We start from the raw sequence: 26,358 nt of genomic DNA, 5'->3' as shown, positions 1-26,358 counted from the left end.
CACCTTTCAACTGAAGGGTGGTTTTTTCGTCCGCTTAAAAAAGTTTTGACACCGTTAGCCGGAGTTATCTGCGTGACGAGGAGGTGACAAGGATGCAACGAATAGAAGACTGGTGGGGACAATTGCCCCATTACCAGCGAGTATTAGGAAGTGTTATCGTGGGATTATTGGTACTGGGTGCCCTCTGGGGGTTCTTGCGACCGGCAACTCCAACAACTGGAACTGGCCTGGGGACGCCACCACCTCCAGCAACGGTGACCAAGGCGGTGAGTGGCTCGTCGCAGGCAAGTCAAACGAGTGCGGCCTCCTCCGGAGCGGTCAGTCATGACACGCAGGTTTGGGTCGACGTTCAAGGGGCGGTTAAGCACCCGGGTTTATATCAATTTGCACAGGGAATGCGGGTTGCCGACGCACTCAAGACGGCTGGTGGGGTGACGCCGCGAGCGGATCGCCGCCAGATTAACTTAGCCTTGCGGTTGACGGACCAACAGCAACTTTACGTTCCCTTACGGGGTGAGAAGGCGCCAACTACGGCACCGGCTACCGGAGAGGCTGGTCGCGCGTCCGCCGCCAGCAGTACAACGAGTGGGAGTAGTTCGGCGGGAGCGATGGTTAACCTCAACACAGCCACCGTGACCGAATTACAACAACTTACGGGGGTGGGCGCTAAGAAGGCTCAGAAGATCGTGGACTATCGCACCGAGCACGGCCCGTTTAAAACCGTTAAGGATCTCACCCAGGTTGCCGGTTTTGGGGAGAAGACGGTGGCTCGATTGCAGGCGCAGTTGACCACCTAGGGCGTGGTATACTGAATAAATAAACTGAAGAAACGGGGTAAGTGAGTCATGACGAAAGAACGAATTCCGTGGGATCAATATTTTATGTTACAAGCCTTGGTGATTTCGACCCGCAGCACTTGTAACCGGCTATCTGTCGGAGCAATCGTGGTGCGCGATCGGCGGATCATTGCGGGCGGGTACAACGGCTCGGTCTCGGGGGATGACCATTGTTTAGATCAGGGATGTTACCTAGTCGACGGGCACTGTGTCCGGACGATTCACGCGGAAATGAACGCGGTTTTGCAGTGTGCAAAGTTCGGTGAGGCCACGGACGGCGCGGAAATTTACGTCACGGACTTCCCATGTTTACAGTGCACCAAAATGCTGTTGCAGGCGGGCATCACCAAAATTACCTACCTGCGAAATTACCATAACGATCCGTACGCGCAAAAACTGTTAGATTTAAAACACGTGGCCGTCCAACAGGTTACCGTGGACCCACAGCTCTTAACGCAATTACCATTTGACCAACCTAAAGCGGAGCGGTGACCGCGGCACACTGGTTTCTAGCCAGTCTGCCGGTCGCCGCGTTGAGCCTGATCTTTGGTGGTCACTGGTTCGGTGGCGGGTTATTGTTACTGCTGAGCGTCAGCCGGATCCTCACGTTACGGTCATTACCCGCACTTTTGCTGACCGGCGGCTTATTATTAGGGTTTGCGGGGTGGTTCGGGTGGCGGCAAAATCAACTTACACAGCATAAGTTGTCCGTCACGACGCCGCTACCCGTGACGTTACGGTTACGGGTTCAGCCGGATAGTCCCGTGATTCGCGGCAGCGGGTATACCCTGGTGGGCCAACAGTTAAACGGTGAACGGTTCACGGTCCACGGGACGTTACACTCGGCAAGTGAGCTCAGGCAACTCCAACAATTACACCGACCGACCTGGTGGCGGGTGACGGGGCAGGCGAGTGGCCTGCTACCGGCCCCGAACTTTAACCAGTTCGACGCGGCGAAGTATTGGGCTAACCGGGGGATTGTTAACAGTTTAAAGGTGACGAGCGTGACCCGGCAACCGGCTGCGAGTCGGGGGCTGACCTGGTGGGCGGATACCTGGCATAGTTGGCGGAGTTGGTTGATCCGGTACTGCGAGCAGTTGCCCGGGGCCTTACGGGTCTATGCGCTCGGTCTATTTCCGGGAAGTCGGGCCAGTGAGGCGCCCCAGGAATTGGCCGGGATGCAACAACTAGGGCTGATTCATCTATTTGCCATCTCGGGGTTACACGTTGCGTTGGTTCTAACGGTAGCCGAATGGGGATTGATTCACGCCCGGCTACCTCGCGAGTGGTGGGAATGGGGCCTGTTACTGGGGTTACCGGGTTACGCGATTCTTGCCGGTGGCGGTAGTGGGGTCTTGCGGGCCTGTTGGATGCGGGGGTTACAGCTCAGCGGACGACGGTTAAAAGTCCCCATGAGTCCGCTAGGGGCCTGGACAGGGGCTTTTCTAATCGGCATTGCCCATAATCCGGGGCTGGTCTTTGAATTAGGAAGTCAGCTGAGTTACGGGTTATCGTTAGCCCTAATTCTCCTTAAAAATGAGACGCCCCGGTGGCGAGAGCTGGGGCTGACCTTACTGGGACTACCCAGCCTACTTAGTGGGGTCTTTCAATGGCATAGCCTAACCATGCTCGCTAATTGGGTAGTGGTGCCCTTATTTCCCGTTTTCCTCTTACCTCTAACGGTTTTGGGGACGCTAACGGGAAGTCGTTGGCCGGTCATCACTAACTGGTGTGCGGGCGGTCTCGCGGGGGTCGATGACCTGTTACGGCGGGTCGCGGCGTTACCGGGAAACGTGGCCTTCGGTAAACCCTATTGGGGGATCGCAGTCGCGTGGTATCTCGGTACCTGGTGGGTGTGGGGTCGTCCTCCACAACAGCGGCGACGTTGGCTAGTGGGACTGTTGGTTAGTTATGGCTTGGCCTTTGGGGGCATTCATTATCCGTTGCACGGCGAGGTCGCTTATTTTGACGTGGGTCAGGGTGATAGCATCCTAATTCGGACGCCCGGCAACCGGCACGTGACCCTGATTGACGTCGGTGGCCGCTTAGCGTTTCCACAGCCGGCCTGGGCCCCTGCTCAGCCGATGACTTACGGGGCGGAGCATACCAGCGTGACCTACCTGAAAAGTCGGGGGATCACCCACATTAACGACGTTTATTTGACCCATCATGATGCGGACCATATCGGGGATCTTCCCGCGATCTTGGCGGCGTTTCGGGTCGATGACGTGTGGGTCTCGACGGGGATGGCCCAGGAACCGGCTTGGCGGCGAGTCGTGGCGCGTTATCCCGGGCTACGGGTCCGTCCCTTGCAAGTGGGGGTCCCATCGCCGCTAGTGGTCCAGCACCCCTTTACGGTCATGCCGGCCGAAAATGCCGGTTCACTAGCTTTACAGGGCACCTTTGGTGGGTTAAACTTCCTATTTATGGGTGATTTGGACCAGACGGGAGAACAGAAAATCTTAGCGGCCCAACCGCAGCTGCGGACCGACGTCCTTAAACTAGGCCATCACGGTAGTAAAACCGCCACGGCGGCTAACTTCGTGGCGCAGGTGAAGCCCCGATTGGCGATCATTTCGGCGGGACGCCACAATCGCTATGGTCATCCCAGTCCCGAGACGTTACGGACGCTTCAGGCGGCCCAGTTACCGTGGGTCAGTACCCAACAGCGGGGCATGATTCGCTACGTGTATCGAGGTCAGCAAGGAGTTTGGCAAACAAAATTAAATTTAAAAGGGGAATGACAGGCGTGACGATAACACAACTTTTAAAACAACTAGCTGGCGGTCAAGTGGCCGCCCCCATCTACGTCATCATGGGGGAAATGCCCTACTTTCAGCATCGGTTAAAAACCGCGTTTAAGCAATTAGTCCCGAGTGAAGAACAAACCATGAACTACGCCAGTTATGATCTGGAGACGGTGCCGTTGGCCGTGGGGCTCGACGATGCCATGGCGGCCCCGTTCTTCGGGGAACGCCGGGTGGTCTGCCTAGATAATCCCGTTTTTTTGACCGGGGAGACCAAGAAAAGTAAAGTTGATCACGACCTGAACAGTTTGGAACAATATTTAACGGCACCCATGGCCAGCACCGTTCTGGTCTTTTTTGCCCCGTACGCTAAGTTAGACGGCCGTAAAAAAATTGTGAAGCAGTTAAAAAAGGTGGCCACAACGATTGAATTGGGAGATTTTGCGGAGCGCGAAGTTCGCCAGTTCTTTCAGGCGCAGCTAAAGCAGGACGGCTACACCATGGTGCCGGCCGCCCTGAATGACCTGATCCAACGAACAGATGCCGATTTGTCGCTGATGATGAACGAACGTGAAAAATTGGAACTCTATACGTTGCCCGAACACGAGATTCAGGCGGCCGCAGTTCAGGGCCTGGTGCGACAAACGTTGACCCAAAACGTGTTTGACTTGGTTAACCGCGTGTTGGCGAAGAACACGGCGGGGGCCGTGGCCCTGTACAGAGAGCTTTTACAGGCCAAGGAGGAACCCTTACGGATCAATGCAATTCTGCAGGGACAGTTTCGCTTACTGATTCAGACCAAGGTGCTTGCGCAGCAAGGGTATAGCCAAGGAAAACTGGCCAGCACGCTCAAGGTACACCCTTACCGAATTAAGCTAGCCCTCCAGACGCACCGCCGCTTTCACCTAGACGATCTCAACCGAGCCTACCTGGGGCTCTTTAAGGTGGAACGGCAGATGAAGTCGACGGCTTTAGATCCGGAATTACTCTTCTCACTATTCATGACGCAGTTTGCGGGGCAAAGGGCTACGGTGTAATTAAAAATAAGCACACAAAAAGGCGCAACCAACTAATTGGTCGCGCCTTTATTACATCATCTCATGAGGTTGATGTGTGATTACTTAGCTAAACGGGCAGCCATCCGTGACTTGTCACGGGAAGCCTTGTTCCGCTTGATTAAGCCCTTAGTAGCAGCCTTGTCTACGGCAGCACTAGCTAAACGGAATAATTCTTCCGCGTTGTCAGCACCGGCAGTCTTAGCTTGTTCGAAACGCTTAACAGCAGTCCGCATCGTGCTTAATTGTGCGGAGTTACGTTCGTTAGCCTTGATGTTAGTCTTGGCCCGTTCGATAGCAGATTTGATAATTGGCATGAAAATTTCACCTCCGAATGAGAAATCCTGGTACCGGAAATCTTAATTTCAACGTATGTCATTATACAGAACCCTGAGAGGGAATGCAATACCTTCGCCAGATTATTGTAAAGTAATTTTACTTGATAGCCACTTATAACGAAAGCCTTGCGTTTTTGCAAAATTTCCAGTATGATAGGTAACTGTGCGAAACGCACAAACCCTTGACTTAGTTTGTCGGCGGCCACCGACGACTTACTCAGTTTGGGGCACTTATTTGAAAGGGTGGTAATTTACCATGGCTATTAGTCAAACTCAAAAGAACGAAATCATCAAGCAATACGCACGTCACGAAGGTGACACCGGTTCGACGGAAGTTCAAGTTGCCGTTTTAACCGCTGACATCAACGAAATCAACAAGCATATGCAAGCTCACCGGAAGGATTTCCATTCCCAACGTGGGTTGATGAAGAAGATTGGTCACCGTCGTAACTTATTAGCTTACTTACGGAAGACTGACGTTCAACGTTACCGTGAATTAATCAAGAGCTTGGGTCTGCGTCGTTAATTCGTCGCGAAACCAGCGAGTCCATTCCTGATTGGGGATGGGCTTTTTTGTTGGGCGGGCCCCTCATCATAGTTCTGTATTTGGCTAAAGTATGGTAAACTGAAAGAAGTTTAACTACGGACGAAATTCGGTTGCCATACCGATAAGCAATCTGCGCAACGTTGCGGGATTGACCAAATTAAAGAAAAGATACTTGAGGTGAACTTATGAGTGCAAAAATTAAAATCATTCCGTTTGGCGGGGTCCGCGAAAACGGAAAAAACATGTACGCCGTGGACGTTAACGGCGGCATCTACATTTTAGACTGTGGGTTAAAATACCCGGAAAATGAGCTCCTAGGGATCGACGTGGTGATTCCGGATTGGGACTACCTGCGGGAAAATAAGGACCGTATCGTCGCCGTCTTCTTGACGCACGGACACGCCGACGCCATTGGGGCGTTGCCGTACTTCTTGAGTGAGTTCAACGTGCCCGTCTTTGGGTCCGAAATGACGGTAGCGCTGGCTAAGATCAGTGTGGGCAACGAACCCAAGGTCAAAGATTACGATGATTTCCACGTGATCGACGAAAAAACCGAAATTGACTTCGGCGACGTGGTCGTCTCCTTCTTTGCCACCACCCACTCGATTCCCGAATCCTTAGGGATTGTGTTGAAGACCGACGAAGGTCAAATCGTCTATACGGGCGATTTTAAGTTTGATCAAACGGCCAAGACGGGCTATCAGACCGACTATGCGCGGTTAGGAGCCATTGGCCAAGCGGGCGTTTTGGCGTTACTGAGTGATTCCGCTAATGCTGAAAATCCGAAGATGAATGCGTCGGAACAGGAATTGGCGGAAGCCATCGAAGAGACCTTCCATTACCGGGATGGCCGAATTGTGGTGGCTTGTGTGGCGTCCAACATCTTACGGATTCAACAAGTCTTCGACGCCGCCGTTAAGACGGGCCGGAAGGTTTGCTTGACGGGTCAAGACCTGGAGAAGATCGTGCACACGGCGATGGATTTGGGTAAGTTGTCCTTTGACGACGATTTACTGATCACCCCGGAACAGGTGGAAGCCCTAGATCCAACCGAAACGGTCATTTTGCAAACGGGTAAGATGGGTGAACCCATCAAGGCCTTACAACGCATGGCCAACAAACAAGAAAAACAATTAAATATCCAACCCGGTGACCTGGTCTACATCGTGACGACCCCGTCCCACGCCATGGACACCACGGTGGCCCAAACGCGCGATATGATTTATCGTGCGGGGGGCGAAGTGAAGGCAATTTCCGATGAATTGAATTCGTCGGGGCACGCCTATAAACGGGACCTGCAATTAATGATGAACCTCATGAAGCCCCAGTACTTGATCCCAATTCAGGGGGAATACCGACTGTTAAACGCGCACGCACAAGCGGCCCTTGAATTGGGGATGCCCGCCGACCACATCTTTATTTTGGCCAAGGGTGACGTCTTAACGTATGCGGACGGTCAGATGAGTCTTGGTGACGGCATTGACGTGAGCGATACCATGATCGATGGTATCGGTGTGGGAGACATTGGGAACATCGTCTTACGGGACCGGAAAGTCTTGGCCGACGACGGGATCTTTATCGCCGTGGTGACGATTGATCGTAAGAAGAAGCAAATCGTTGCGGCCCCGAAAATCACCTCACGGGGCTTTGTCTACGTGAAGGCTAACAAAGATCTGATGCAGGAAAGTTCGGATATCATCTGCAAGACGGTGCAGAATAACCTGGATAATAAGGAATTTGATTGGGGTCACCTGAAACAAGACGTTCGGGAACATCTGAGTCACTACCTTTTTGATCAGACACACCGGCGGCCCGTCATTTTACCCGTGATTATGGAAGTCAACCAGCATCACCGGCGGACGGGTAAGAGCAAGCCGGCTAAGACCAACCAGCCGGAAACGAAGCCCGCAGCTAAGGGACACCAACCCAAGGGACAAAAGTCCGAAAAAGCCAAACCGGCGGATCAAAAACCAGCGGAACATACGAAAAGTAAGCCTCACCGGCGTCGGCGGCGGAATAATCACGCGCCCGCAACGGATAAACAAGATTAAGTGACATTGGGCCAATTCCCGGTAAGGGAAGGGGCCCTTTTCGTTTCCAGTAATGTAATAAGGAGGAAATCTATGGATTCAGCACAGTTTCAGCGAGCCCTGACGGCGTTTCACCAGCAACGGTGGTCGCAGGCGAGTGCGGCGTTTACCACGCTATATCAGGCGCACCAAACGGCGGAATTGAACCGTTATTTGGCGACGAGTCTTTACCATGATCAACAATTTCTCGCCGCGGAACAAATTGCTGCGGAAGATGACCAGGCCTATTTGAGCGATCAGTCGTGGTTTTTTCAACGCTTAACCATCGCCTTAAAGAATCAGCAGTTTATCTTTGCCCGGCAATGGTGCGTACTACCGGAGACCCACGCCTGGGAACCAGCGGGATTAGCCCAGGTTGCGGCGGCCGAAGAAGCTTCCCGCCAGGCATTGGGAGCGACGCAGCGGGTCATCGCTAAACAGTTTTATCATTTGGGGGATGCGGACTTAGCCGAACAACAACGACGCATCCAACGGGCCCACCAGTTGCCCCTGCGGGAATTTTTACGGGGAGTTCAGTACTTATTGGTGGATCCCTTTTTACAGCCACTGTTACGTGCGACCCTACTAGAGGAACTCTCACGGTTAAAGTTGACCCAAACGGTGCGCTTTCAGTGGTTAGACGATCAAATCTATACGATTGATACGACACAATTAGGTTCGGTGACGGCCAGTTCGGCGGCACAGACGGCCCTGACCTACCTGACCACCCAATTTGCGCAAACTGATCCCGGTTTGGTCACTAACGTTCGGCAAACGCTCAATTTGCAATTGATGTTGCTCTATCCGTTTGCGGCAAAAGTAATCACGGCGCCGGAGGCTTGGATCGATTATTTAGTGGGTCAAGCTGACCAAACCACAATAACGACGGAACAAGCCAAACAGCTGAAAACTTGGCAAAAGCGCTTGGAAAAGCACTTACAGGACCTATTTATGGCAATAAATAACGAAAAGCCCGAAAATTAGTGATTTTTTAGTTTACAAATAATTGGTGAGCAGATATACTAGTCAAGGATTCTTTTTTAGAGGGTTCCAGCTTTCCCTTTCAAAGAAGAAGTAGTATAATTTTACGCAAAGAGTTGTTAATTTTCGTCCGAAAATTAAGGATTCTTGCGATAAAATACAGGAGGGTTTCATTAATGGCTGAAAAAGAACATTATGAAAGAACTAAACCCCATGTAAATATTGGTACTATTGGCCATATTGACCATGGGAAGACGACGTTAACTGCTGCAATCACTAAGGTATTGGCTAGCAAAGGTTTAGCTAAGGCTGAAGATTATGCAGATATCGATGCTGCTCCAGAAGAACGTGAACGTGGTATCACGATCAACACCGCCCACGTTGAATACGAAACGGAAAAGCGTCACTACGCCCATATCGATGCCCCAGGACATGCTGATTACATCAAGAACATGATCACTGGTGCCGCTCAAATGGATGGTGCGATCTTGGTTGTTGCCGCAACCGATGGTCCTATGCCACAAACGCGTGAACACATTCTGTTAGCTCGCCAAGTTGGTGTTAACTACATCGTGGTCTTCTTAAACAAGACCGACTTAGTTGACGACGACGAATTGGTCGACTTAGTTGAAATGGAAGTTCGTGAGTTGTTGTCCGAATACGATTACCCTGGTGATGACATTCCTGTTATCCGCGGTTCTGCCTTGAAGGCTCTTGAAGGCGACCCAGAACAAGAAAAGGTTATCTTGCACTTAATGGATGTCGTTGATGACTACATCCCAACGCCAGAACGTGACAACGAAAAGCCATTCTTAATGCCTGTTGAAGACGTCTTCACGATCACTGGTCGTGGGACGGTTGCTTCCGGTCGTATTGACCGTGGGACTGTTAAGATTGGTGACGAAGTCGAAATCGTTGGTTTACATGACGACGTATTGAAGACGACCGTTACTGGTTTGGAAATGTTCCGGAAGACGTTGGACCTTGGTGAAGCCGGGGATAACGTTGGTGCCTTACTTCGTGGGGTTAACCGGGAACAAGTCGTTCGTGGCCAAGTTTTGGCAAAGCCAGGTTCGATCCAAACCCACAAGAAGTTCAAGGGTGAAGTCTACATCTTGAGCAAAGAAGAAGGTGGCCGTCATACGCCATTCTTCTCCAACTACCGTCCACAATTCTACTTCCACACCACTGATATCACTGGTGTTATCGAATTGCCTGATGGCGTAGAAATGGTTATGCCTGGTGATAACGTGACGTTCACTGTTGAACTGATCCAACCAGCTGCCATTGAAAAGGGTACGAAGTTCACTGTTCGTGAAGGTGGCCACACCGTTGGTGCCGGTACCGTTACGGAAATTGACGACTAATTAAGTTTTCTTAATTAGCTGTACCGCAAAAAGGAGTGCGAAAAGCTTTGCTTTTCGGCTCCTTTTTTGTATGCAATGATTAAATGAATAATCCCCGTTGATGATTAACCATCAGCGGGGATTTTGGTGTTTTTAGGGGCCAGTAACGCTAGACGATGCGGGAATCGAAGTCGTCAGGTTGTTGAATTGCATGATATACAATTATTAATGCATAATAATGCTATTATATATTCTTTTTATGTATATTAAATGAAATTATTGAATATTAAATGATCCGGTGCTAAGATACATTCAACGTTAAATCAAAAACAAGTGCTGGAGGTTATCATCATGAGTGAACAACAAAAAGTCGTTTTAGCCTATTCGGGTGGTTTGGATACGTCGGTCGCGATTAGCTGGCTGAAGGATAAGGGATACGCGGTCATTGCCTGTGGGGTGGACGTGGGCGAAGGTAAGGACATGGCGGCCATCAAGGCCAAGGCCCTTCAGTTAGGCGCAGTGGCATCGTACATGATCGACGCTAAGGAAGAATTTGCCGAAGATTACGCTTTATTAGCGCTCCAGGGACATACATTGTACGAAGGAGAGTATCCGTTAGTGTCCGCTCTGTCCCGGCCCCTGATTGCCAAGAAGCTAGTGGCGGTTGCGAAACAAGAGCACGCCACGGCGATTGCTCACGGGTGTACCGGCAAGGGCAACGATCAGGTTCGATTCGAGGTTGCAATTCACGCCTTAGCCCCCGATATTCAGATTGAAGCCCCCGTGCGGGACTGGCATTGGTCACGGGAAGAGGAGATTGACTATGCTAAACAACACAACATTCCCGTGCCCATCAACTTGGATAGTCCCTATTCTATTGACGAAAATTTGTGGGGCCGGGCAAACGAATGTGGAGTGCTCGAAGATCCTTGGACGGCTGCACCCGCCGACGCCTTTGACCGGACCAATGCCTTAACGGCAACGCCAGACCAGCCGACGACCCTAGAAATTACCTTTGAAGCTGGGGTCCCGGTCGCCTTAGACGGCGAGTCCCTAGATCTGGCGACCCTGATTATGAAGTTGGATAAAATTGCCGGTCAACACGGTATTGGACGGATTGACCACATCGAAAACCGGTTGGTCGGCATTAAATCCCGGGAGGTCTATGAGGCACCGGCCGCCACGGTCTTGTTGAAGGCCCATCAGGATCTTGAAGACCTGACTTTTGAACGGGAACTGGCCCACTTCAAACCGCTGATCGAACAAAAGCTAGCCGACACCATCTACAATGGTCTGTGGTTCTCACCGTTAATGGCTGCCATGGTGGCGTTCTTGAAACAGACGCAGCAAGTCGTCAACGGTGTGGTGCGAGTCCAGCTCTTTAAGGGCAACGTGATCACCGAAGGCCGGAAGTCGCCAAATTCCCTGTATAACAAAGAATTGGCGACCTACACGGCGGCCGATGAATTTGACCAACAAGCGGCCGTAGGTTTTATCAAGCTCTGGGGGCTTCCAACACAGGTCAATGCGCAGGTACAAGCTAAGGTTGCCGCTCAATCAACTACGAAGGAGCCGATGCCATGAGTACCCAAAAACTCTGGGGTGGCCGGTTTACAGCCACCGGTGATCAGTACGTTGACGATTTCGGGGCTTCAATCGGTTTTGACCAGGAATTGGCCGCCGAAGATATCGCTGGGTCGTTGGCCCACGTCAAGATGTTAAAGAAGACGGGGATTTTGCCCGCCGCCGACGTTGCTCAAATCGTGGCCGGTCTGGAAACGCTCAACCAACGATTGCGGGCCGGAAAATTGGAATTTTCGACGGTCAACGAGGACATTCACATGAACATTGAGGCCTTATTGACCGCCGAGATTGGCCCGGTCGCCGGGAAATTACACACGGCCCGGTCCCGCAACGATCAGGTGGCTACCGATTTACACCTCTACCTTAAGCACCGCTTACCGTTGATTCTCGCGCGGCTTCACCAACTGGAAACGGTACTGGTGGATAAGGCAGCCCAACATGTAGAGACCGTGATGCCGGGTTACACTCATTTACAACACGCGCAACCGATTTCGTACGCTCATTACCTATTGGCGTATTACCAGATGTTTCGCCGGGATGCCGAACGGTTGACCTTTAACCAGCAACACACGGATATTTCACCCTTGGGAGCCGCGGCGTTAGCGGGAACGACTTTTCCCATCGACCGGGAATATAGCGCCCAACTCCTGGGATTTGGGGCCGTTTATCATAATAGTTTAGACGCCGTATCGGATAGAGACTTTGTGTTGGAATTTCTCAGTAACGCCGCAATTTTGATGATGCACCTGTCACGGTTTTGTGAGGAAATCGTGAGTTGGAGCAGTTATGAATTCAACTACATTAGTTTGAGCGACCAATTTTCCACGGGAAGCTCGATCATGCCCCAGAAGAAGAACCCCGACATGGCCGAATTAATCCGGGGAAAGTCGGGACGAGTATATGGGCATCTGATGAGCTTGCTGACCGTGATGAAGGGTTTACCCTTGGCCTACAATAAAGACCTGCAGGAAGATAAGGAAGGGGCCTTTGACACGGTGAACACCCTGCTGACTTGTCTGCACGTCTTTACGGGCATGTTGCAGACACTCACGGTCAACGAACAGCGGATGGCCCACGCCACGACCAATGATTTTTCCAACGCCACCGAGTTGGCGGATTATCTGGCTAACAAGGGTATTCCTTTCCGGCAAGCTCACGCCATTGTAGGGAAATTAGTGCTGGACGGATTACGCAATCACCGAACGCTACAGGACATTCCTCTAGCCGAGTATCAGCAGATTTCGCCGTTGATCCAAGCGGACGTGTACCATGATTTGGACGCCAAAGTGGCCGTGCAACGCCGGCACTCCCTAGGCGGGACTGGGTTTGATCAGATTCGAGCTGAGTTAGACCGGGCCCGCGCCCAGTTGGCTGCCACAGCGCCGACTGCTTCATAATTTAAAGGCAAATTCACGCGTACCGGCAGTCAACCGGTACGCGTTTTGTGTGACTTGTCGCCGTTTAAGAAAAATGGTACCATTTTAGGGCCGTCTGGATTCGTTACCGTGGTGACTTAGGGGAGCGAATCCGCGCCGTTCACGGCTTTTAGGCAAAAATCATTTTACAATTGGCAACGGTTAAGGTACACTAAGACAGTATGCAATTGCTAGAATTGTAAATAGTAATATCTTTCATTTCGGAGGGAATACAATGGCTGCAAAGTGGGAAAAAAAGGAAGCAAACAAGGGTGAATTAACCTTTGAAATTGCGCCTGATAAGATTAAGGAAGGCTTAGACAAAGCATTCCAACGCACCAAGAAAAACCTGGCTGTGCCTGGTTTCCGTAAGGGCCGTGTGCCTCGTCAAATCTTCGACCAAATGTACGGTGAAGAAGCATTGTACCAAGATGCCTTAAACATTGTTTTACCTGATGCTTACGAAGAAGCTATCAAGGAAACGGCCATCGACCCCGTTGACCAACCCCAAGTGGACGTTGAATCCATGGATAAGGGTAAGGCTTGGGTTTTGAAGGCCGTTGTCACGGTTAAGCCAGACGTTAAGTTGGGCGACTACAAGGGCCTGAGTGTCACGAAACAAAACACGCGGGTTTACCAAAAGGACATCGACGCTGAATTAGAAAAGCAACGTCAACAACAAGCCGAATTAGTGTTGAAGGAAGACCAACCAGCCGCTAAGGGCGACACGGTGGTCATTGACTTCGACGGTTACGTTGATGGCAAGCAATTCGATGGCGGTAAGGCCGACAACTACTCCTTGGAATTAGGCTCTAACTCCTTCATCCCTGGCTTCGAAGACCAATTAGTTGGTCACAAAGCGGGTGACGACGTGGACGTTAAGGTTACGTTCCCTAAGGATTACCAAGCTAAGGACTTACAAGACAAAGAAGCTACCTTCAAGGTCACGATCCACGAAGTTAAGGAAAAGCAACTTCCTGAATTAGACGATGAATTCGCTAAGGACGTTGACGAAGACGTTGACAGCTTAGAAGAATTACAAGCTAAGACCAAGGACCGTTTGAAGGAAGAAAAGACGCATGCGGCTCACGATGCGATTGAAGACGAAGCCATCAGCGAAGCTGTTGACAACGCCGAAATCGGTGACGTGCCAGAAGCCATGATGAAAGACGACATTGATCGTCAAATGGAACAATACTTGGCTAACATGCAACAACAAGGCATCCAGCCAAAGATGTACTTCCAATTGACCGGGACGACGGAAGACGACTTGCGGAAGCAATTCGCCGACGGTGCCGAAAAGCGGGTTAAGACGAACTTGGTCTTAGAAGCCGTTGTGGAAGCTGAAAAGATCGAACCAACTGAAGACCAAGTCAAGGCTGAAGTTAAGGATCTTGCCGGCCAATACGGCATGGAAGAAAGCGCCGTTCGCAGTGCTCTGTCCGACGACATGCTGAAGCATGACATCGCCATCAAGAGCGCTGTTGACATGATCGCCGACTCCGCTAAGCAAGACAAGAAGAAGGACGCAGACAACGACTAAGCCGTTATCAGCGTAATCTGGACCGGGACGACGTTTTCGTTGTTCCGGTTTTTCTTTTTAGGGATGATCTGATCATCTCCGCCGCCAACTGGTTGAGAAGGCGAATTGATTCTCTAACGTTCATATCTGTGGTATAGTACACCAATGACGGGATAATCCGGTAGTTTAGCGGATTAACTGACCGAGAGATGGGCACTAGCCCGGATAGAAAGGGTGAGTTTATTGTTTGAAAACACCGAAACCAATGGCCCAGTGACCTGCTCTTTTTGCGGAAAGACCCAAGATCAAGTTCAAAAGATCGTTGCTGGTCCGGGTGTTTACATCTGTAATGAATGTATCGATTTATGTAAAGAAATCATTGACGAAGAATTTAGCCAGGACAACGCACAAGAAACCTTAGAAGTGCCAACGCCGGCTGAAATCGTGAAGAACCTTGACCAATACGTGATTGGCCAAAACGAAGCCAAGCGGACCTTATCCGTGGCCGTTTATAACCATTATAAGCGGGTCAACGAAATGGCTAAGGACGATGGCGGTCCGGAACTCCAGAAGAGTAACATCGCCGTCATTGGACCGACCGGGTCTGGGAAGACTTACTTAGCCCAAAGTCTCGCCAAAATGTTAAACGTGCCGTTTGCCATTGCGGACGCCACGACCTTGACCGAAGCGGGTTACGTTGGTGAAGACGTGGAAAACATTCTCTTGAAGCTCCTGCAAAACGCCGATTACGACGTGGATCGGGCCGAGAAGGGGATTATCTACATTGATGAAATCGATAAGATTGCTAAGAAGGCTGAAAACGTCTCAATTACCCGGGACGTTTCCGGTGAAGGGGTTCAACAAGCCCTCCTGAAAATCTTGGAAGGAACGATTGCGAACGTGCCGCCGCAGGGTGGTCGGAAGCATCCCCAACAGGAGTTTATTCAAATTGACACCACCAACATTCTGTTTATCGTGGGTGGGGCCTTCGACGGCATCGATAGTATCGTAAAGCGCCGGTTAGGCGATCAAACGATTGGGTTTGGGGCCGATACTAAGGAGCAAAAGGTACTCGCGTCTGGGGATAGCCTGATGCAACACGTTATTCCGGAAGACCTGTTAGAGTTTGGCCTGATTCCCGAATTTATCGGGCGATTGCCAATCTTAACGGCCTTGGAAAAGCTAGACGAAAACGATTTGGTTCGGATCTTAACGGAACCCAAGAACGCACTGGTCAAGCAATACGAGAAGCTGTTGTCCTTAGACGACGTGCAACTCGAATTCCAACCCGCAGCGTTACGGGAAATGGCTAAGTTAGCGATTTCTCGGAACACCGGGGCGCGGGGCTTGCGGTCAATTATTGAAGACGTAATGCGTGACATCATGTTCGACTTACCAAGTCGACACGACGTGGCTAAGGTGATCATCACGGCCGCAACGGTGACGGATCACGCGCAACCCGAATTAGTTTTACGGGACCAAAAGGCCTCATAATTGAAGTGCCAAAAAGTCTGGGACAAAAGTCTCAGACTTTTTTTGTGCTCCGAATATCTGATGGCGAAACGTGCGCCAAAAGGCTGCTCGTCAGCAAATCGCCGTTTGTCACACTCTGATCTTTTGATGGGACTGGTAATTTAAGATTTTATCGGGCAGGACAAACCCGGTTAATCCGGGGGATTCAACCGCTTACTCGGTCACCCGACCGGGAAAGACACCGGTACGGCTGGTCGTTCTGTGTTAGAATAATGAAAGACAATTTTGGAGAGGATGACACGAAGCAATGGAAGTTAATCACGTGGAACTAGTTATGAGCGCGGTACAACCCAGTCAGTATCCCACGACGGGGTACCCGGAGATTGCCCTGGTGGGCCGCTCAAACGTTGGGAAGTCATCGCTGACTAACGTGTTGATCAATCGGCGCGCCTACGCACGCACCTCCAGTCAGCCGGGTAAGACGCAGACGTTGAATTTCTACAACGTGGAAGATCAACTGTACTTCGTTGATGTGCCCGGCTACGGCTACGCGAAGGTCTCAAAGGCGGACCGCGAAAAGTGGGGGCAGATGATTGAAACCTACCTGACCCAACGCGATCAGTTAAAAGGGGTGGTTTCGTTGATCGATGCCCGACATGCGCCCACGGCGGCGGATGTCCAGATGTATCAGTGGTTGGCCTACTACCAACTGCCCACGCTGATCGTGGCGACTAAGAGTGATAAGGTTGCGCGGGGCAAGTGGAACCAGACCATCAGTCAAATCAAAAAAACGTTGGAATTACCCAATGCCGACAATATTATCCTCTTTTCCGCGCCGCAAAAGACGGGGAAGGATGCCGTGTGGCAGTGGATTGAACAACAAGCCTTTGGGGAGGAATAACCGTGGAATTTAGTGACTATCAGAAAGCAGCGAACCGGACACTTTACGGCAATGAGCAGGTTTTGACCAACTGTGCGTTGGGACTAGCCGGCGAATCCGGGCAGGTCGTCGAATTGATTAAGAAGTACACCTTTCACGGTAAGGACCTCGATCACGACGCTTTAGTGAAAGAAATGGGCGACGTATTGTGGTACCTGAGTCAGATTGCTCAGTGGGCCGACATCGACTTTGATGAAGTCGCTCAGAGTAACATTGACCGCTTAAACGCCCGTTACCCCAACGGCTATCAGGCTGAAAAGTAAGCAAAAAGCCCTCACGGAACGAATTCCGTGAGGGCTTTTCCCAACTTGGACGGTGGGATTATTGGTTGTCGTGTTCGATTTTGGCTTGATCGGTCTTCGTGAGACCCTTGGCGCGTTTGTTGTCTTTGTGGGCGTCTTCGCGCTTTAAGAACTTATCGCGCTTTTCGTCCTTGGGATCCATTTGGGCAAACTTGCCGAACATGGAGTCTAAATCGTCTTGTCGCTTTACCTTAAGTGCCATGCTGCCACCTCCTGATGTCCTTTCAGCTATCATAGCAGAACTTCTGGTGTTTGTCATTTTAGAACGCAGGTTAGCCCAACCCACGGGTGGATTGCTTGCGCCGAACAGGGATTCGGCTTATAATTTACTAGCTAATTTAAGAAATGGAGGGATCGTCGTGGCATCGGAATACCTCGAACACAAGCTGGCCTTGCTTCCGGATTTACCCGGGTGTTACCTGATGAAAAATCTGAACAGTCAGATTATTTACGTTGGTAAGGCCAAGAACCTCAAGAACCGGGTGCGTTCTTACTTTAAGAGTAGCCATACGGGAAAGACGGCGCAACTGGTCAGTGAAATCGTGGACTTCGAAACGATCATCACGTCGACCGACAAGGAAGCCTTCTTACTCGAAATCACCCTGATTCAGAAGCACCAGCCGTACTTTAATATTAAATTGAAGCGGGGGACGGGGTATCCCTACATCAAAATTACCCACGAACGGGACCCCCAACTATTATTGGTGAACGAAATTAAAAAGGATGGGGGCTACTACTTTGGTCCCTATCCAAACGTCTATGCGGCCGAAGAAACCATTCATTTCTTACAAAAGGTTTATCCGTTGCGCCGGTGTACCGGGTATCAGGGACGCCCGTGTCTGTATTATCACATGGGGCAGTGCCTGGGAGCGTGCTTTAAAGCGGTGCCCCAGGCCGACTACGACCGCCAGATTCGCAAGATCAAGTCGTTTCTAAACGGCAACGTGGGGCGCGCTGAAAAGGAATTACACGAACGGATGGAGGCGGCTGCGGCCGAGATGGCCTACGAACGGGCCGGCGATTTACGCGATCAGATTCGTTACATCGAAGCGACGGTGGAAAAACAAAAGATTATTTCGAACGACCACACGCCCCGGGACATCTTTAATTTCTACCTGGACAAGGGCTGGTTGTCGATTCAGGTCTTCTTTATCCGCCAAGCCCGGTTAATGAAGCGTGAAAAACGGCTGTTCCCGGTGGTCAATACGGCCGAAGAGGAATTGGCTAGCTTTATCGTCCAGTTCTATCAACGGAAGAATACGGTCTTGCCCCGGGAGATCCTGGTGCCGGCTAGCATCGACGGTGAGATGATTGAATCCTTGCTTCACGTGCCCGTCCGAACGCCGCAGCGGGGGACCAAACGGGATCTTTTGGACATGGCGGGCAAGAACGCCCGGTTGGTCTTAGAAGAGAAGTTTCGGCTCTTGGAGCTGGATGAAAGTAAGACCACTGGGGCCATGAAGGAGATTACCGATGCGTTAGGGATTGCGCCGGGGCATAAGATCGAAGCCTTTGACCATTCCCATATTCAGGGAGCCGATTTGGTTTCGGCCATGGTTGTTTTCGTCGACGGGCAACCCAACAAGAAGCTTTACCGGAAGTACAAGTTAAGAACCGTCGATCATGCCGACGAAACGGCCAGCACGCTAGAAGTCATTCGGCGACGCTATACGCGGCTACTAAAGGAACATGCACCGCTACCGGACCTGATTCTAATGGACGGGGGCGACATTCAGATGAATGCCGTTAAGGAAGTTTTAGAAGACGAATTAGACCTCCACATTCCAGTTGCCGGGATGGTCAAAAACGACCACCATAAGACTGCCGATCTGTTGTTTGGCCCGGCCGACCAACACGTGCACTTGGATCCGCAAAGTCAGGGATTTTACTTGGTTCAACGGATTCAAGATGAGGTGCACCGGTTCGCCATCACTTTCCACCGACAGGTGCACACCAAGCATTCGCTGAGCTCGAAGTTGGATACGATCCCGGGCGTGGGTCCGAAGACGCGGAATAAACTATTACGTAAGTTTGGCTCAACCAAGAAGATTGGGGCGGCCGAAGTCGCGGACCTGCAAGCGCTGGGAATTAATAAAACGGTCGCGCAGACGATTTTATTGACCCTAAAGGCCGATACCGCGGAGATCAAAAATCCCCGAACGCCGACGAAACTTTGACGCCGCGCCGGTTTGTCGGTATACTGGCAAGCGGACGTAGGTGACCGTCACGTCACTGAACTGATTAAGAAAATGAGGAAATTAATATGTTTGTAGATCAAGTTAAAATTAATGTGAAGGCCGGTAACGGGGGCAACGGAATGGTTGCCTTCCGGCGAGAAAAATTTGTGCCTAACGGCGGACCAGCCGGTGGGGACGGCGGGCGCGGCGGTAACGTTGTGTTCGTGGTTGACCAAGGCTTGCGGACGCTGATGGACTTCCGGTATCAACGGAAGTTCAAGGCCAAGAACGGGGGCAACGGGGCCATCAAGTCGATGACCGGCCGCGGTGCCGACGATCTAATTATCCAGGTCCCCCAAGGCACGACGGTGATCAATAACGTCACCGGTACCGTCATCGGTGATTTAGTGGGGGATGACGATTCCGTGGTTGTCGCTCACGGTGGTCGGGGTGGTCGAGGCAACATTCACTTTGCTTCCCCGAAGAACCCGGCACCCGAAATTGCCGAGAACGGAGAACCCGGTGAAGAGTTTGAAGTGCGGTTGGAGTTAAAGGTTTTGGCCGACGTGGGTCTGGTCGGGTTCCCCTCGGTGGGCAAGTCGACGCTACTGGCAACCGTCACCAGTGCTAAACCCAAGATTGCGGAATACCACTTTACCACGTTGGTCCCGAACCTGGGAATGGTCCGATTACCCGACGGCCAAGACTTTGTGATGGCCGATTTACCGGGGCTGATCGAAGGGGCCGCTAAGGGGATTGGGTTAGGGTTCCAATTCTTACGGCACGTCGAACGGACGCGGGTGATCCTGCACGTGATTGATATGAGTGGCGTGGAAGGCCGTGATCCGTACGATGACTTTGAAAAGATCAACCGTGAATTGGAAGCTTACGATCCGGATATCTTGAAGCGTCCCCAAATCGTGGTGGCCAACAAGATGGACATGCCGGATGCCGCCGAAAATCTGGCGACGTTCAAACAGCATCTAGTTCAAGACGAGATGTTGGCGCAAACGCCGGAAGTCTTTGCCATCTCAACCATTACCCACGACGGGTTGACGCCGTTGCTACAACGGACCGCCGAAGTTTTGACTCAGACGCCGAAGTTCCCGGTCAAGGAGGCCACGGTCAAGACGGCCGAGTACGATTTCCACCAGACGCCAGACTTTACCATTACTCGCGACCAGGATGGAGTTTGGATCTTAAGTGGCGACAAGCTCGAGAAGTTATTTAAGATGACCGACATCAATCACGACGAAAGTCTCCTGCGCTTTGCCCGGCAGATGCGGGGCATGGGTGTGGACAACGCCTTACGGGATCAGGGTGCCCAAAACGGGGACACGGTTCAAATTGCGGACTTTAGTTTTGAATACATGGCTTAAACGCCAACTAAAATGCGCGTACCCACGATTTCGGGTACGCGCATTTTGATTGCTAGAGACTATTCGATTTTAGTGGTGAGCCAAGCGCTGGGCGCCACGACTTGTTTTTGGGTAGCGGTGTAGGCACCGGCAAAGGCAATCTTGATCCGCTTAAAGGTGGGCGCGGTCCCCTGACTGGCCAGACCGGTGGCGTAGGTGTTGAGGCGACTATTGGCCGGCACGGTCTTACCGGCACTGGCGTCACTGAGTTGTGTGGCCGCGGTGAGTAAGGGCGCATCGGTCTGGGTGCCTAACCGAATTCCCTTGATGCCGTCAGTCGTTAAATCCTGGTGACGGTGATTGATAATGGTAAACTTAACTTGTAGCGTGTAGTAGGGGCTCTTAACGGTATTCAGATTCAACGCCTGAGCCGCCATTTTCTTAGCGTCAGCCGTTTCAGCGACGTTGCGTATCAAGCGAACCGTGGTCAGTCGGTAAGTAAAGGGACCACTTTTAAGGGTGGTTTGCGGGTGTTGGACCTGCGCCAAGGTTAATTTCGTCCCCACGCTATCGTAAGTGTACTGGCCCGTTTGGGTGAGCGCGCCCGATTTTACGTAATGGTGGCTCTTGGTCTGGGCCTTCGTGGGGTGAAAATCTTGTTTAAATTTTTGAGATGAGGATTGGCTCACCGCGGCCGCAGGTTTTTTAGCTTGGTAGCGGTGACTAGACGAGCTGGCATTTTTAAAACTGGTACTACTTTGTTGCGCTTTGGGTTGGCAGCCACTGAGGCCAACCAATAAACAACTGAGACCCAGGCCCATCAATAGGGCGGTTGGTGATAAACGCATGGTAAGCACTCCTTTAACCCAATAATAGACATTGGGGAATTAGTCGGTAACCGTAAAGCCGTTGCGGCGGCGGTCCCGCTAAGAAGAGACTCGCGGTAGGGCTGACCTGTTGGGTGCGTGCCCGAAATTGATCTAGGGTCAACGGCCGCCCCGCTCCCGTGATGAGGTCGAGCCGGTCGCCTTGCACGCGTAAGTCTTGCAGCGCTTGATTTGGCGTGCCTTCCACGTAGAGTCGTAGTTGGGGCGCTAGATCACTGGTTGACCGGTCAAAATCAATTAAACGCACGGGTCCCACCTCCTCTTGAATACCCTAATTATACCGAATTTAAGGGGAGAACCCTAATCTTATTCTCGGCGTCAAGGCGAAGACAAAAGTTGCGATTTACCCTAAAATCCCCTAAAATAGTGAACGGACTTTAAAACAATTAGATAGGAACGAAAAAAATATGGAAATTGAATTTTTAGGAACGGGTGCTGGATCACCCGGAAAGTTTCGGAATGTCACGAGTACGGCATTACGCCTGCTGGATGAACGAAATTCGGTCTGGTTGTTTGACGTGGGGGAAGCGACGCAGCATCAAATCTTGCGGACCACGCTAAAACCCCGTAAAATTGATAAAATTTTTATTACGCACCTCCACGGCGATCACATTTTTGGGTTGCCGGGACTGTTAAGTAGTCGGTCGTTTCAGGGCGGCAACTCGCCGCTAACCATCTATGGCCCCAAGGGAATTCGGGACTTCGTGGAAGTTAGCATGCGGGTCACCGAAACTAAGTTAGCGTATAAGATCCATTACCAAGAGATCAATGGCGACGGCTTAGTTTTTGAAGACAATAAGTTCCAGGTCTTTGCGGCTCATTTGGATCACCGCATCGCGTGTTACGGGTACCGAGTGGTCGAAAAGGACCATCCGGGAGAACTAATGGTGGACCGCTTGCGGGCCGATCAGGTACCATCCGGTCCCCTTTACGGTCAGCTGAAGGCCGGGAAGACTGTGACCTTAGCCGATGGTCGGGTGATCAACGGCCAAGATTATCTGGGACCCGCGCAACCGGGCAGAATCGTGGCAATTTTGGGTGATACGCGGCAGACGCCAAACGCCGAGAAGCTGGCGCGTAACGCCAACGTCTTGGTGCACGAAAGCACCTTTGCGAAGGGCGAAGGAAAACTCGCGCGGGCCTACTACCATTCCACAAATATTCAAGCGGCGGAGTTAGCCAAACGGGCTCACGTGAAGATGTTGTTATTGAACCATATTTCGGCGCGTTACACGGGGAAACTAGCCGCGGAGTTACAGCACCAAGCTCGGGAAGTCTTCGCGAACACCCGGGTGGTCAAGGATTTTGATGAGATTCCGGTAGCGTTTCAGAAAAAAACGGAGGCGACCAAGGTTTGAAGAATCAGTGGCGGATTATCGTGACCATTTTGTTGGTCATCGTGGTAGCGGTCTTTGCAATCCTCAACGTGGAATCGGTGCCCGTTTCGTTCGGGTTCACCACGGTCCACTGGCCGTTAATTCTTTTATTACTCGTTTCCATCCTGATTGGGGCGGTGCTGGTGATTCTGTTTTCGACGATCACGACGTTTCAACACAATCGGGCGTATAAGGAACTGGAGAAGAGCAGTCAGCAACGCATCAAGGCCTTAGACGACGACAACCAGCGCTTGCAAAAACGGTTAAAGAATTCCGGGAAGCAAACGGTCGGGCAACAAGATAAGCAGATTCAAGACCTCGAGGCCCAGGTGAAGGACCTCCAGGCAAAACTCGCAGCTAAATAAGCAGGAAAATAACGAAGAGTGGTGCGTGGTCACCACTCTTCATGTCTTTTAGAAAGGATGACAGTGGAATGATTGCGGCCCAATATCATTGGAACAACCAGCACGTGGACCAACCGTCCGCCACGGCACAGACTTTGGCCAAGGAAGCTCAGGTCTCGCCCATCGTCGCGCAGATTCTACAGAATCGGGGAGTGGACACGGTTGAAGCCGTCCAGGCCTTCTTAAATCCGGGACCGGAACAGCTGCACGACGCCTTCTTACTGCACGATATGCAAAAAGGCGTCGACCGAATCGAGGACGCAATTGCGGCGGACCAACAGATCACCATTTACGGGGATTACGATGCCGATGGCGTGACCAGTACGTCGATCATGTACGAAACCTTAAACGAACTGGGAGCTAAGGTCAACTACTACATTCCCAACCGGTTTACCGACGGTTACGGGCCCAACGTCGCGGCGTTTCAAAAACTGATTGCGGCGGGAACGCAGCTATTCGTAACGGTCGATAACGGGGTTGCGGGAAATGCCGCCATCGCGGCCGCCAACGAAGCGGGGGTGGATGTGGTGGTGACCGACCACCACGACTTGCCGCAGGAATTGCCCGCCGCTTACGCCATCATTCACCCGCGGTATCCCGGCGCGGAGTACCCGTTTGGTGGTCTTTCCGGCGCCGGGGTGGCCTTTAAGGTGGCTCAGGCCTTACGCGAAGAAATTCCTCAGGACCTATTGGATTTAGCGGCGATTGGGACCGTGGCGGATTTAGTGCCCGTGGTTGACGAGAACCGGGTGCTGGTGTATTTCGGGTTGGCGTTGCTCAAACAAGACGAACGTCCCGGTTTGCGGGCGTTGATGAAAACGGCGGGGATTCAGCCGGATGAGTTGACCGAACAATCGATTGGATTTGGCCTGGCCCCCCGTTTGAACGCCCTGGGACGGTTAGGCGATGCGGCTCCGGCCGTCAAGTTGTTAACGACGTTGGATGAGACCGTTGCACAGGAGTTGGCCCAACAGACCGAACAGGAGAATCGGCGGCGGCAGGAACTGGTGGCTAAAATTAGTACGGCGGCGTTGGCCCAAGCCACCGATGCCCAACACCAGACTCGTCAGGCACTAGTTATTAGTGGCCATGACTGGCACGAGGGGGTCTTGGGCATTGTCGCCAGTAAGGTGGTTGAACAGACCGGGAAACCGACGCTGGTGTTAAACATTAACGATGAGGGCCGGGCTAAGGGCTCTGGCCGTAGTGTCGAGGCCTTTAACCTCTTCGGAGCGCTCGACCAACACCGCGATCTCATGACGGCCTTTGGGGGCCACCACATGGCGGTGGGACTCACGGTGCCAGCCGATCAGTTACCGGCGTTAGCGGACGCTTTAGACGCCGCTGCAGTCGAGCAACACTTGGCCGATCAAGGCCCCAGCGATGTGACCGTGGCGGCGACGTTGGCGGTGCCCGCTGCCACGATGGCGTTGTATCACGATCTGGCTCAGTTGGCCCCGTTTGGGACGGACAATCCGCAACCCGTTTTTGCTTTCGAACCGGAAAGCGTCACGCAGGTGAAGGCCATTGGCAAGACGCACGATCACCTGAAGTTTCAGTTGCAGACGGGTAGTAGCCGGTTGAATGCTATTCAGTTCGGTGCGGGCGCTAACGTGGCGGCTTTAGAACAGGCCCAACGGGTGGCCGTGTTGGGGACGTTGGAAGATAACGTCTGGCAGGGCCGACATTCCTTACAGGTTATGGTGAAGGACTTACAAACTCAAGAACCAGCCGTGGTAGTCGCTCGAACCACACGACTTCACCAGGCGATGTTCACGACGCCGGGAACCTACGTGTTCTTTCATCAAAATGTGTATCAGCAGTTGGCCGATCATTTGCCCGCTACGGCTACGGCGGTACTTTACACGGGGCAACCCTTGACGCCAATCGCGGACGATCAGCCGGTTTACCTGGTTGATTGTCCCGACTTGACGACCGATTTGACGGCGGCGATGACGCAACTTAAACCTACCCGGTTGACGGCCTATCTCTACGAGAAGGAAAGTCTTTCGCGTTTAGGGATGCCTTCTCGCCCACAATATGCTAAACTATTTAAGTTCGTTGCAACACACCAACACGTCGACGTGGGTCATCAATTGGCGCAACTCAGCACGTTTATTCAAATCCCCCGCACCCAACTGGTCTTTATGATCCAGGTCTTCTTCGAATGCGGGTTCATTTCGATTGCTCACGGCATCATGGATGCGGTCACGCAACCGGGACATCAGGATTTGACGAGTGCCCCGAGTTATCAGTTACGACAGCAGCAGATGCAGACCGAACAAGACCTCTTACTTTGTTCGGATTCGGCGTTAACGCAGCGTCTCCAGAGCCTCATCGACCTAAAATAAAGGAGTTAATTTTAACATGGCCATTGATTTTACCAAATACATTGCAAGTGTTCCTGATTACCCAGAAAAGGGCGTTGTCTTCCGCGACATCTCCCCATTAATGGCGGACGGTGAGGCGTTCCACGCGGCAACTGATCAAATCGTTCAGTACGCTAAAGATAAGGGCGTTGAAATGATTGTGGGCCCCGAAGCCCGGGGCTTTATCGTGGGGTGCCCGGTCGCTTATGAATTAGGCGTGGGTTTTGCCCCGGCACGGAAGGAAGGTAAGCTGCCACGGGCGACCGTGAAGGCCAGCTATGACCTGGAATACGGCACGTCGTCGCTGTACCTGCACAAGGATGCTATCAAGCCCGGACAACGGGTCTTGGTGACCGACGATTTATTGGCCACTGGGGGCACGATTGGCGCCACCATTAAGTTGGTCGAGGACTTGGGCGGAGTCGTGGTCGGCACGGCCTTCTTGATCGAATTAGACGCCTTACACGGTCGTGATCAATTGAAGGGCTACGACGTCTTCAGTTTGATGAATTATTAAGTTTAAATCAGTAGCCCGTTCCCCGGAAAACCGGGGGACGGGTTTTTTGAACGGGAGAAGGGGTCTAACCCGTCAATTAGCGAGATTTATGCTATTCTCAATAGTGGAAATCATT

General features: G+C 51.9%; 24 protein-coding genes. 20 read left to right on the top strand and 4 right to left on the bottom strand.

Translation table 11 applies throughout. The features are described from left to right. Positions 1-92 precede the first annotated feature (92 nt). From FD25_RS10560 to holA, 4 genes are read left to right on the top strand one after another with little or no spacing between them, the layout of a single operon-like run. Positions 93-797 carry a helix-hairpin-helix domain-containing protein gene (locus tag FD25_RS10560; protein ID WP_057804023.1) on the top strand — a complete coding sequence of 235 codons (705 nt, stop codon included), beginning with the start codon at positions 93-95 and terminating at the stop codon, positions 795-797. A gap of 48 nt (positions 798-845) precedes the next feature. Next, on the top strand, positions 846-1,328 hold the full coding sequence (locus FD25_RS10555) for a ComE operon protein 2 (protein ID WP_057804022.1): 483 nt from the start codon (positions 846-848) through the stop codon (positions 1,326-1,328). After that, positions 1,325-3,580: a DNA internalization-related competence protein ComEC/Rec2 gene (locus FD25_RS10550; protein ID WP_225428509.1), complete on the top strand. Its 2,256-nt coding sequence runs from the start codon at positions 1,325-1,327 to the stop codon at positions 3,578-3,580. The genes FD25_RS10555 and FD25_RS10550 overlap by 4 nt, the downstream gene beginning before the upstream one ends. Beyond that, positions 3,577-4,620: a DNA polymerase III subunit delta gene (gene holA / locus FD25_RS10545; RefSeq protein ID WP_186811137.1), complete on the top strand. Its 1,044-nt coding sequence runs from the start codon at positions 3,577-3,579 to the stop codon at positions 4,618-4,620. The genes FD25_RS10550 and holA overlap by 4 nt, the downstream gene beginning before the upstream one ends. 80 nt (positions 4,621-4,700) lie before the next feature. Here the strand turns inward: holA and rpsT are convergent, their stop codons facing one another. Beyond that, positions 4,701-4,955, bottom strand: a complete 255-nt coding sequence (gene rpsT / locus FD25_RS10540) for a 30S ribosomal protein S20 (RefSeq protein WP_057804020.1) — start codon at positions 4,953-4,955, stop codon at positions 4,701-4,703. 277 nt (positions 4,956-5,232) lie between these two features. Here rpsT and rpsO point away from each other — a divergent pair, with 277 nt between their 5' ends. The 10 genes from rpsO (at position 5,233) to FD25_RS10490 (ending at position 17,116) form a co-directional block, all read left to right on the top strand. Beyond that, positions 5,233-5,502, top strand: coding sequence for a 30S ribosomal protein S15 (gene rpsO, locus FD25_RS10535; protein ID WP_057804018.1), 270 nt, complete (start codon positions 5,233-5,235; stop codon positions 5,500-5,502). A 206-nt stretch (positions 5,503-5,708) separates the two neighbouring features. Further along, on the top strand, positions 5,709-7,574 hold the full coding sequence (locus FD25_RS10530; RefSeq protein ID WP_057804016.1) for a ribonuclease J: 1,866 nt from the start codon (positions 5,709-5,711) through the stop codon (positions 7,572-7,574). Between the two features lie 72 nt (positions 7,575-7,646). Next, positions 7,647-8,576 carry a hypothetical protein gene (locus tag FD25_RS10525; protein WP_057804014.1) on the top strand — a complete coding sequence of 310 codons (930 nt, stop codon included), beginning with the start codon at positions 7,647-7,649 and terminating at the stop codon, positions 8,574-8,576. A gap of 173 nt (positions 8,577-8,749) precedes the next feature. Next, the gene (gene tuf / locus FD25_RS10520) at positions 8,750-9,940 is read left to right on the top strand and encodes an elongation factor Tu (RefSeq protein WP_057804012.1); all 1,191 of its coding nucleotides are present in this window, start codon (positions 8,750-8,752) and stop codon (positions 9,938-9,940) included. A gap of 330 nt (positions 9,941-10,270) precedes the next feature. Further along, positions 10,271-11,503 (top strand): argininosuccinate synthase, encoded by a 1,233-nt coding sequence (locus FD25_RS10515; protein WP_057804011.1) that lies wholly within the window; start codon positions 10,271-10,273, stop codon positions 11,501-11,503. Beyond that, positions 11,500-12,900, top strand: a complete 1,401-nt coding sequence (gene argH, locus FD25_RS10510) for an argininosuccinate lyase (RefSeq protein ID WP_057804009.1) — start codon at positions 11,500-11,502, stop codon at positions 12,898-12,900. The genes FD25_RS10515 and argH overlap by 4 nt, the downstream gene beginning before the upstream one ends. 253 nt (positions 12,901-13,153) lie before the next feature. Further along, on the top strand, positions 13,154-14,461 hold the full coding sequence (tig, locus tag FD25_RS10505; protein ID WP_057804007.1) for a trigger factor: 1,308 nt from the start codon (positions 13,154-13,156) through the stop codon (positions 14,459-14,461). Between the two features lie 222 nt (positions 14,462-14,683). Further along, positions 14,684-15,934: an ATP-dependent Clp protease ATP-binding subunit ClpX gene (gene clpX, locus FD25_RS10500; protein WP_146999892.1), complete on the top strand. Its 1,251-nt coding sequence runs from the start codon at positions 14,684-14,686 to the stop codon at positions 15,932-15,934. A 286-nt stretch (positions 15,935-16,220) separates the two neighbouring features. Beyond that, the gene (gene yihA / locus FD25_RS10495) at positions 16,221-16,814 is read left to right on the top strand and encodes a ribosome biogenesis GTP-binding protein YihA/YsxC (protein WP_057804003.1); all 594 of its coding nucleotides are present in this window, start codon (positions 16,221-16,223) and stop codon (positions 16,812-16,814) included. Between the two features lie 2 nt (positions 16,815-16,816). Continuing rightward, positions 16,817-17,116: a nucleoside triphosphate pyrophosphohydrolase family protein gene (locus FD25_RS10490; protein ID WP_057730639.1), complete on the top strand. Its 300-nt coding sequence runs from the start codon at positions 16,817-16,819 to the stop codon at positions 17,114-17,116. A gap of 58 nt (positions 17,117-17,174) precedes the next feature. Here FD25_RS10490 and FD25_RS10485 read toward each other — a convergent pair whose 3' ends face one another. Beyond that, positions 17,175-17,357: an SPJ_0845 family protein gene (locus FD25_RS10485; RefSeq protein WP_057804001.1), complete on the bottom strand. Its 183-nt coding sequence runs from the start codon at positions 17,355-17,357 to the stop codon at positions 17,175-17,177. Between the two features lie 157 nt (positions 17,358-17,514). Between FD25_RS10485 and uvrC the strand changes: the two genes are divergently transcribed. Continuing rightward, entirely contained in the window at positions 17,515-19,332 is a 1,818-nt protein-coding gene (gene uvrC, locus FD25_RS10480) for an excinuclease ABC subunit UvrC (protein ID WP_057803999.1), read from the top strand. A gap of 86 nt (positions 19,333-19,418) precedes the next feature. Beyond that, positions 19,419-20,711, top strand: a complete 1,293-nt coding sequence (obgE, locus tag FD25_RS10475) for a GTPase ObgE (protein WP_057803997.1) — start codon at positions 19,419-19,421, stop codon at positions 20,709-20,711. Between the two features lie 59 nt (positions 20,712-20,770). On the opposite strand, the gene FD25_RS10470 is transcribed toward obgE, so the two are convergent. Both FD25_RS10470 and FD25_RS10465 read right to left on the bottom strand, forming a co-directional pair. Next, positions 20,771-21,538, bottom strand: coding sequence for a hypothetical protein (locus tag FD25_RS10470; protein WP_057803996.1), 768 nt, complete (start codon positions 21,536-21,538; stop codon positions 20,771-20,773). Positions 21,539-21,551: 13 nt separating this feature from the next. After that, positions 21,552-21,824 (bottom strand): hypothetical protein, encoded by a 273-nt coding sequence (locus FD25_RS10465; protein WP_057803993.1) that lies wholly within the window; start codon positions 21,822-21,824, stop codon positions 21,552-21,554. Between the two features lie 160 nt (positions 21,825-21,984). Here FD25_RS10465 and rnz point away from each other — a divergent pair, with 160 nt between their 5' ends. The 4 genes from rnz (at position 21,985) to FD25_RS10445 (ending at position 26,243) form a co-directional block, all read left to right on the top strand. Continuing rightward, positions 21,985-22,935, top strand: a complete 951-nt coding sequence (rnz, locus tag FD25_RS10460; RefSeq protein WP_057803991.1) for a ribonuclease Z — start codon at positions 21,985-21,987, stop codon at positions 22,933-22,935. Next, positions 22,932-23,318, top strand: coding sequence for a LapA family protein (locus tag FD25_RS10455; protein WP_057803988.1), 387 nt, complete (start codon positions 22,932-22,934; stop codon positions 23,316-23,318). Before rnz ends, FD25_RS10455 begins: the two co-directional genes overlap by 4 nt. A gap of 68 nt (positions 23,319-23,386) precedes the next feature. Then, positions 23,387-25,708 carry a single-stranded-DNA-specific exonuclease RecJ gene (recJ, locus tag FD25_RS10450; protein WP_057803987.1) on the top strand — a complete coding sequence of 774 codons (2,322 nt, stop codon included), beginning with the start codon at positions 23,387-23,389 and terminating at the stop codon, positions 25,706-25,708. Positions 25,709-25,724: 16 nt separating this feature from the next. Further along, positions 25,725-26,243, top strand: coding sequence for an adenine phosphoribosyltransferase (locus FD25_RS10445; protein ID WP_057803985.1), 519 nt, complete (start codon positions 25,725-25,727; stop codon positions 26,241-26,243). Positions 26,244-26,358 lie beyond the last annotated feature (115 nt).

This window comes from Levilactobacillus acidifarinae DSM 19394 = JCM 15949 (assembly GCF_001434835.1).
GTDB classification, from domain to species: domain Bacteria; phylum Bacillota; class Bacilli; order Lactobacillales; family Lactobacillaceae; genus Levilactobacillus; species Levilactobacillus acidifarinae.
Note: the sequence above shows the minus strand (reverse complement) of the source record. Positions and strands in the feature narration are given on the sequence as shown.

What these genes read in the sequence shown, in the direction of transcription:
- FD25_RS10560 (WP_057804023.1), top strand. Translation starts at nt 93, where the DNA reads ATGCAACGAATAGAAGACTGGTGGGGACAATTGCCCCATTACCAGCGA.
- FD25_RS10555 (WP_057804022.1), top strand. Translation starts at nt 846, where the DNA reads ATGACGAAAGAACGAATTCCGTGGGATCAATATTTTATGTTACAAGCC.
- holA (WP_186811137.1), top strand. Translation starts at nt 3,577, where the DNA reads ATGACAGGCGTGACGATAACACAACTTTTAAAACAACTAGCTGGCGGT.
- rpsT (WP_057804020.1), bottom strand. Translation starts at nt 4,955, where the DNA reads ATGCCAATTATCAAATCTGCTATCGAACGGGCCAAGACTAACATCAAG.
- rpsO (WP_057804018.1), top strand. Translation starts at nt 5,233, where the DNA reads ATGGCTATTAGTCAAACTCAAAAGAACGAAATCATCAAGCAATACGCA.
- FD25_RS10530 (WP_057804016.1), top strand. Translation starts at nt 5,709, where the DNA reads ATGAGTGCAAAAATTAAAATCATTCCGTTTGGCGGGGTCCGCGAAAAC.
- FD25_RS10525 (WP_057804014.1), top strand. Translation starts at nt 7,647, where the DNA reads ATGGATTCAGCACAGTTTCAGCGAGCCCTGACGGCGTTTCACCAGCAA.
- tuf (WP_057804012.1), top strand. Translation starts at nt 8,750, where the DNA reads ATGGCTGAAAAAGAACATTATGAAAGAACTAAACCCCATGTAAATATT.
- FD25_RS10515 (WP_057804011.1), top strand. Translation starts at nt 10,271, where the DNA reads ATGAGTGAACAACAAAAAGTCGTTTTAGCCTATTCGGGTGGTTTGGAT.
- argH (WP_057804009.1), top strand. Translation starts at nt 11,500, where the DNA reads ATGAGTACCCAAAAACTCTGGGGTGGCCGGTTTACAGCCACCGGTGAT.
- tig (WP_057804007.1), top strand. Translation starts at nt 13,154, where the DNA reads ATGGCTGCAAAGTGGGAAAAAAAGGAAGCAAACAAGGGTGAATTAACC.
- yihA (WP_057804003.1), top strand. Translation starts at nt 16,221, where the DNA reads ATGGAAGTTAATCACGTGGAACTAGTTATGAGCGCGGTACAACCCAGT.
- FD25_RS10485 (WP_057804001.1), bottom strand. Translation starts at nt 17,357, where the DNA reads ATGGCACTTAAGGTAAAGCGACAAGACGATTTAGACTCCATGTTCGGC.
- obgE (WP_057803997.1), top strand. Translation starts at nt 19,419, where the DNA reads ATGTTTGTAGATCAAGTTAAAATTAATGTGAAGGCCGGTAACGGGGGC.
- FD25_RS10470 (WP_057803996.1), bottom strand. Translation starts at nt 21,538, where the DNA reads ATGCGTTTATCACCAACCGCCCTATTGATGGGCCTGGGTCTCAGTTGT.
- rnz (WP_057803991.1), top strand. Translation starts at nt 21,985, where the DNA reads ATGGAAATTGAATTTTTAGGAACGGGTGCTGGATCACCCGGAAAGTTT.
- recJ (WP_057803987.1), top strand. Translation starts at nt 23,387, where the DNA reads ATGATTGCGGCCCAATATCATTGGAACAACCAGCACGTGGACCAACCG.
- FD25_RS10445 (WP_057803985.1), top strand. Translation starts at nt 25,725, where the DNA reads ATGGCCATTGATTTTACCAAATACATTGCAAGTGTTCCTGATTACCCA.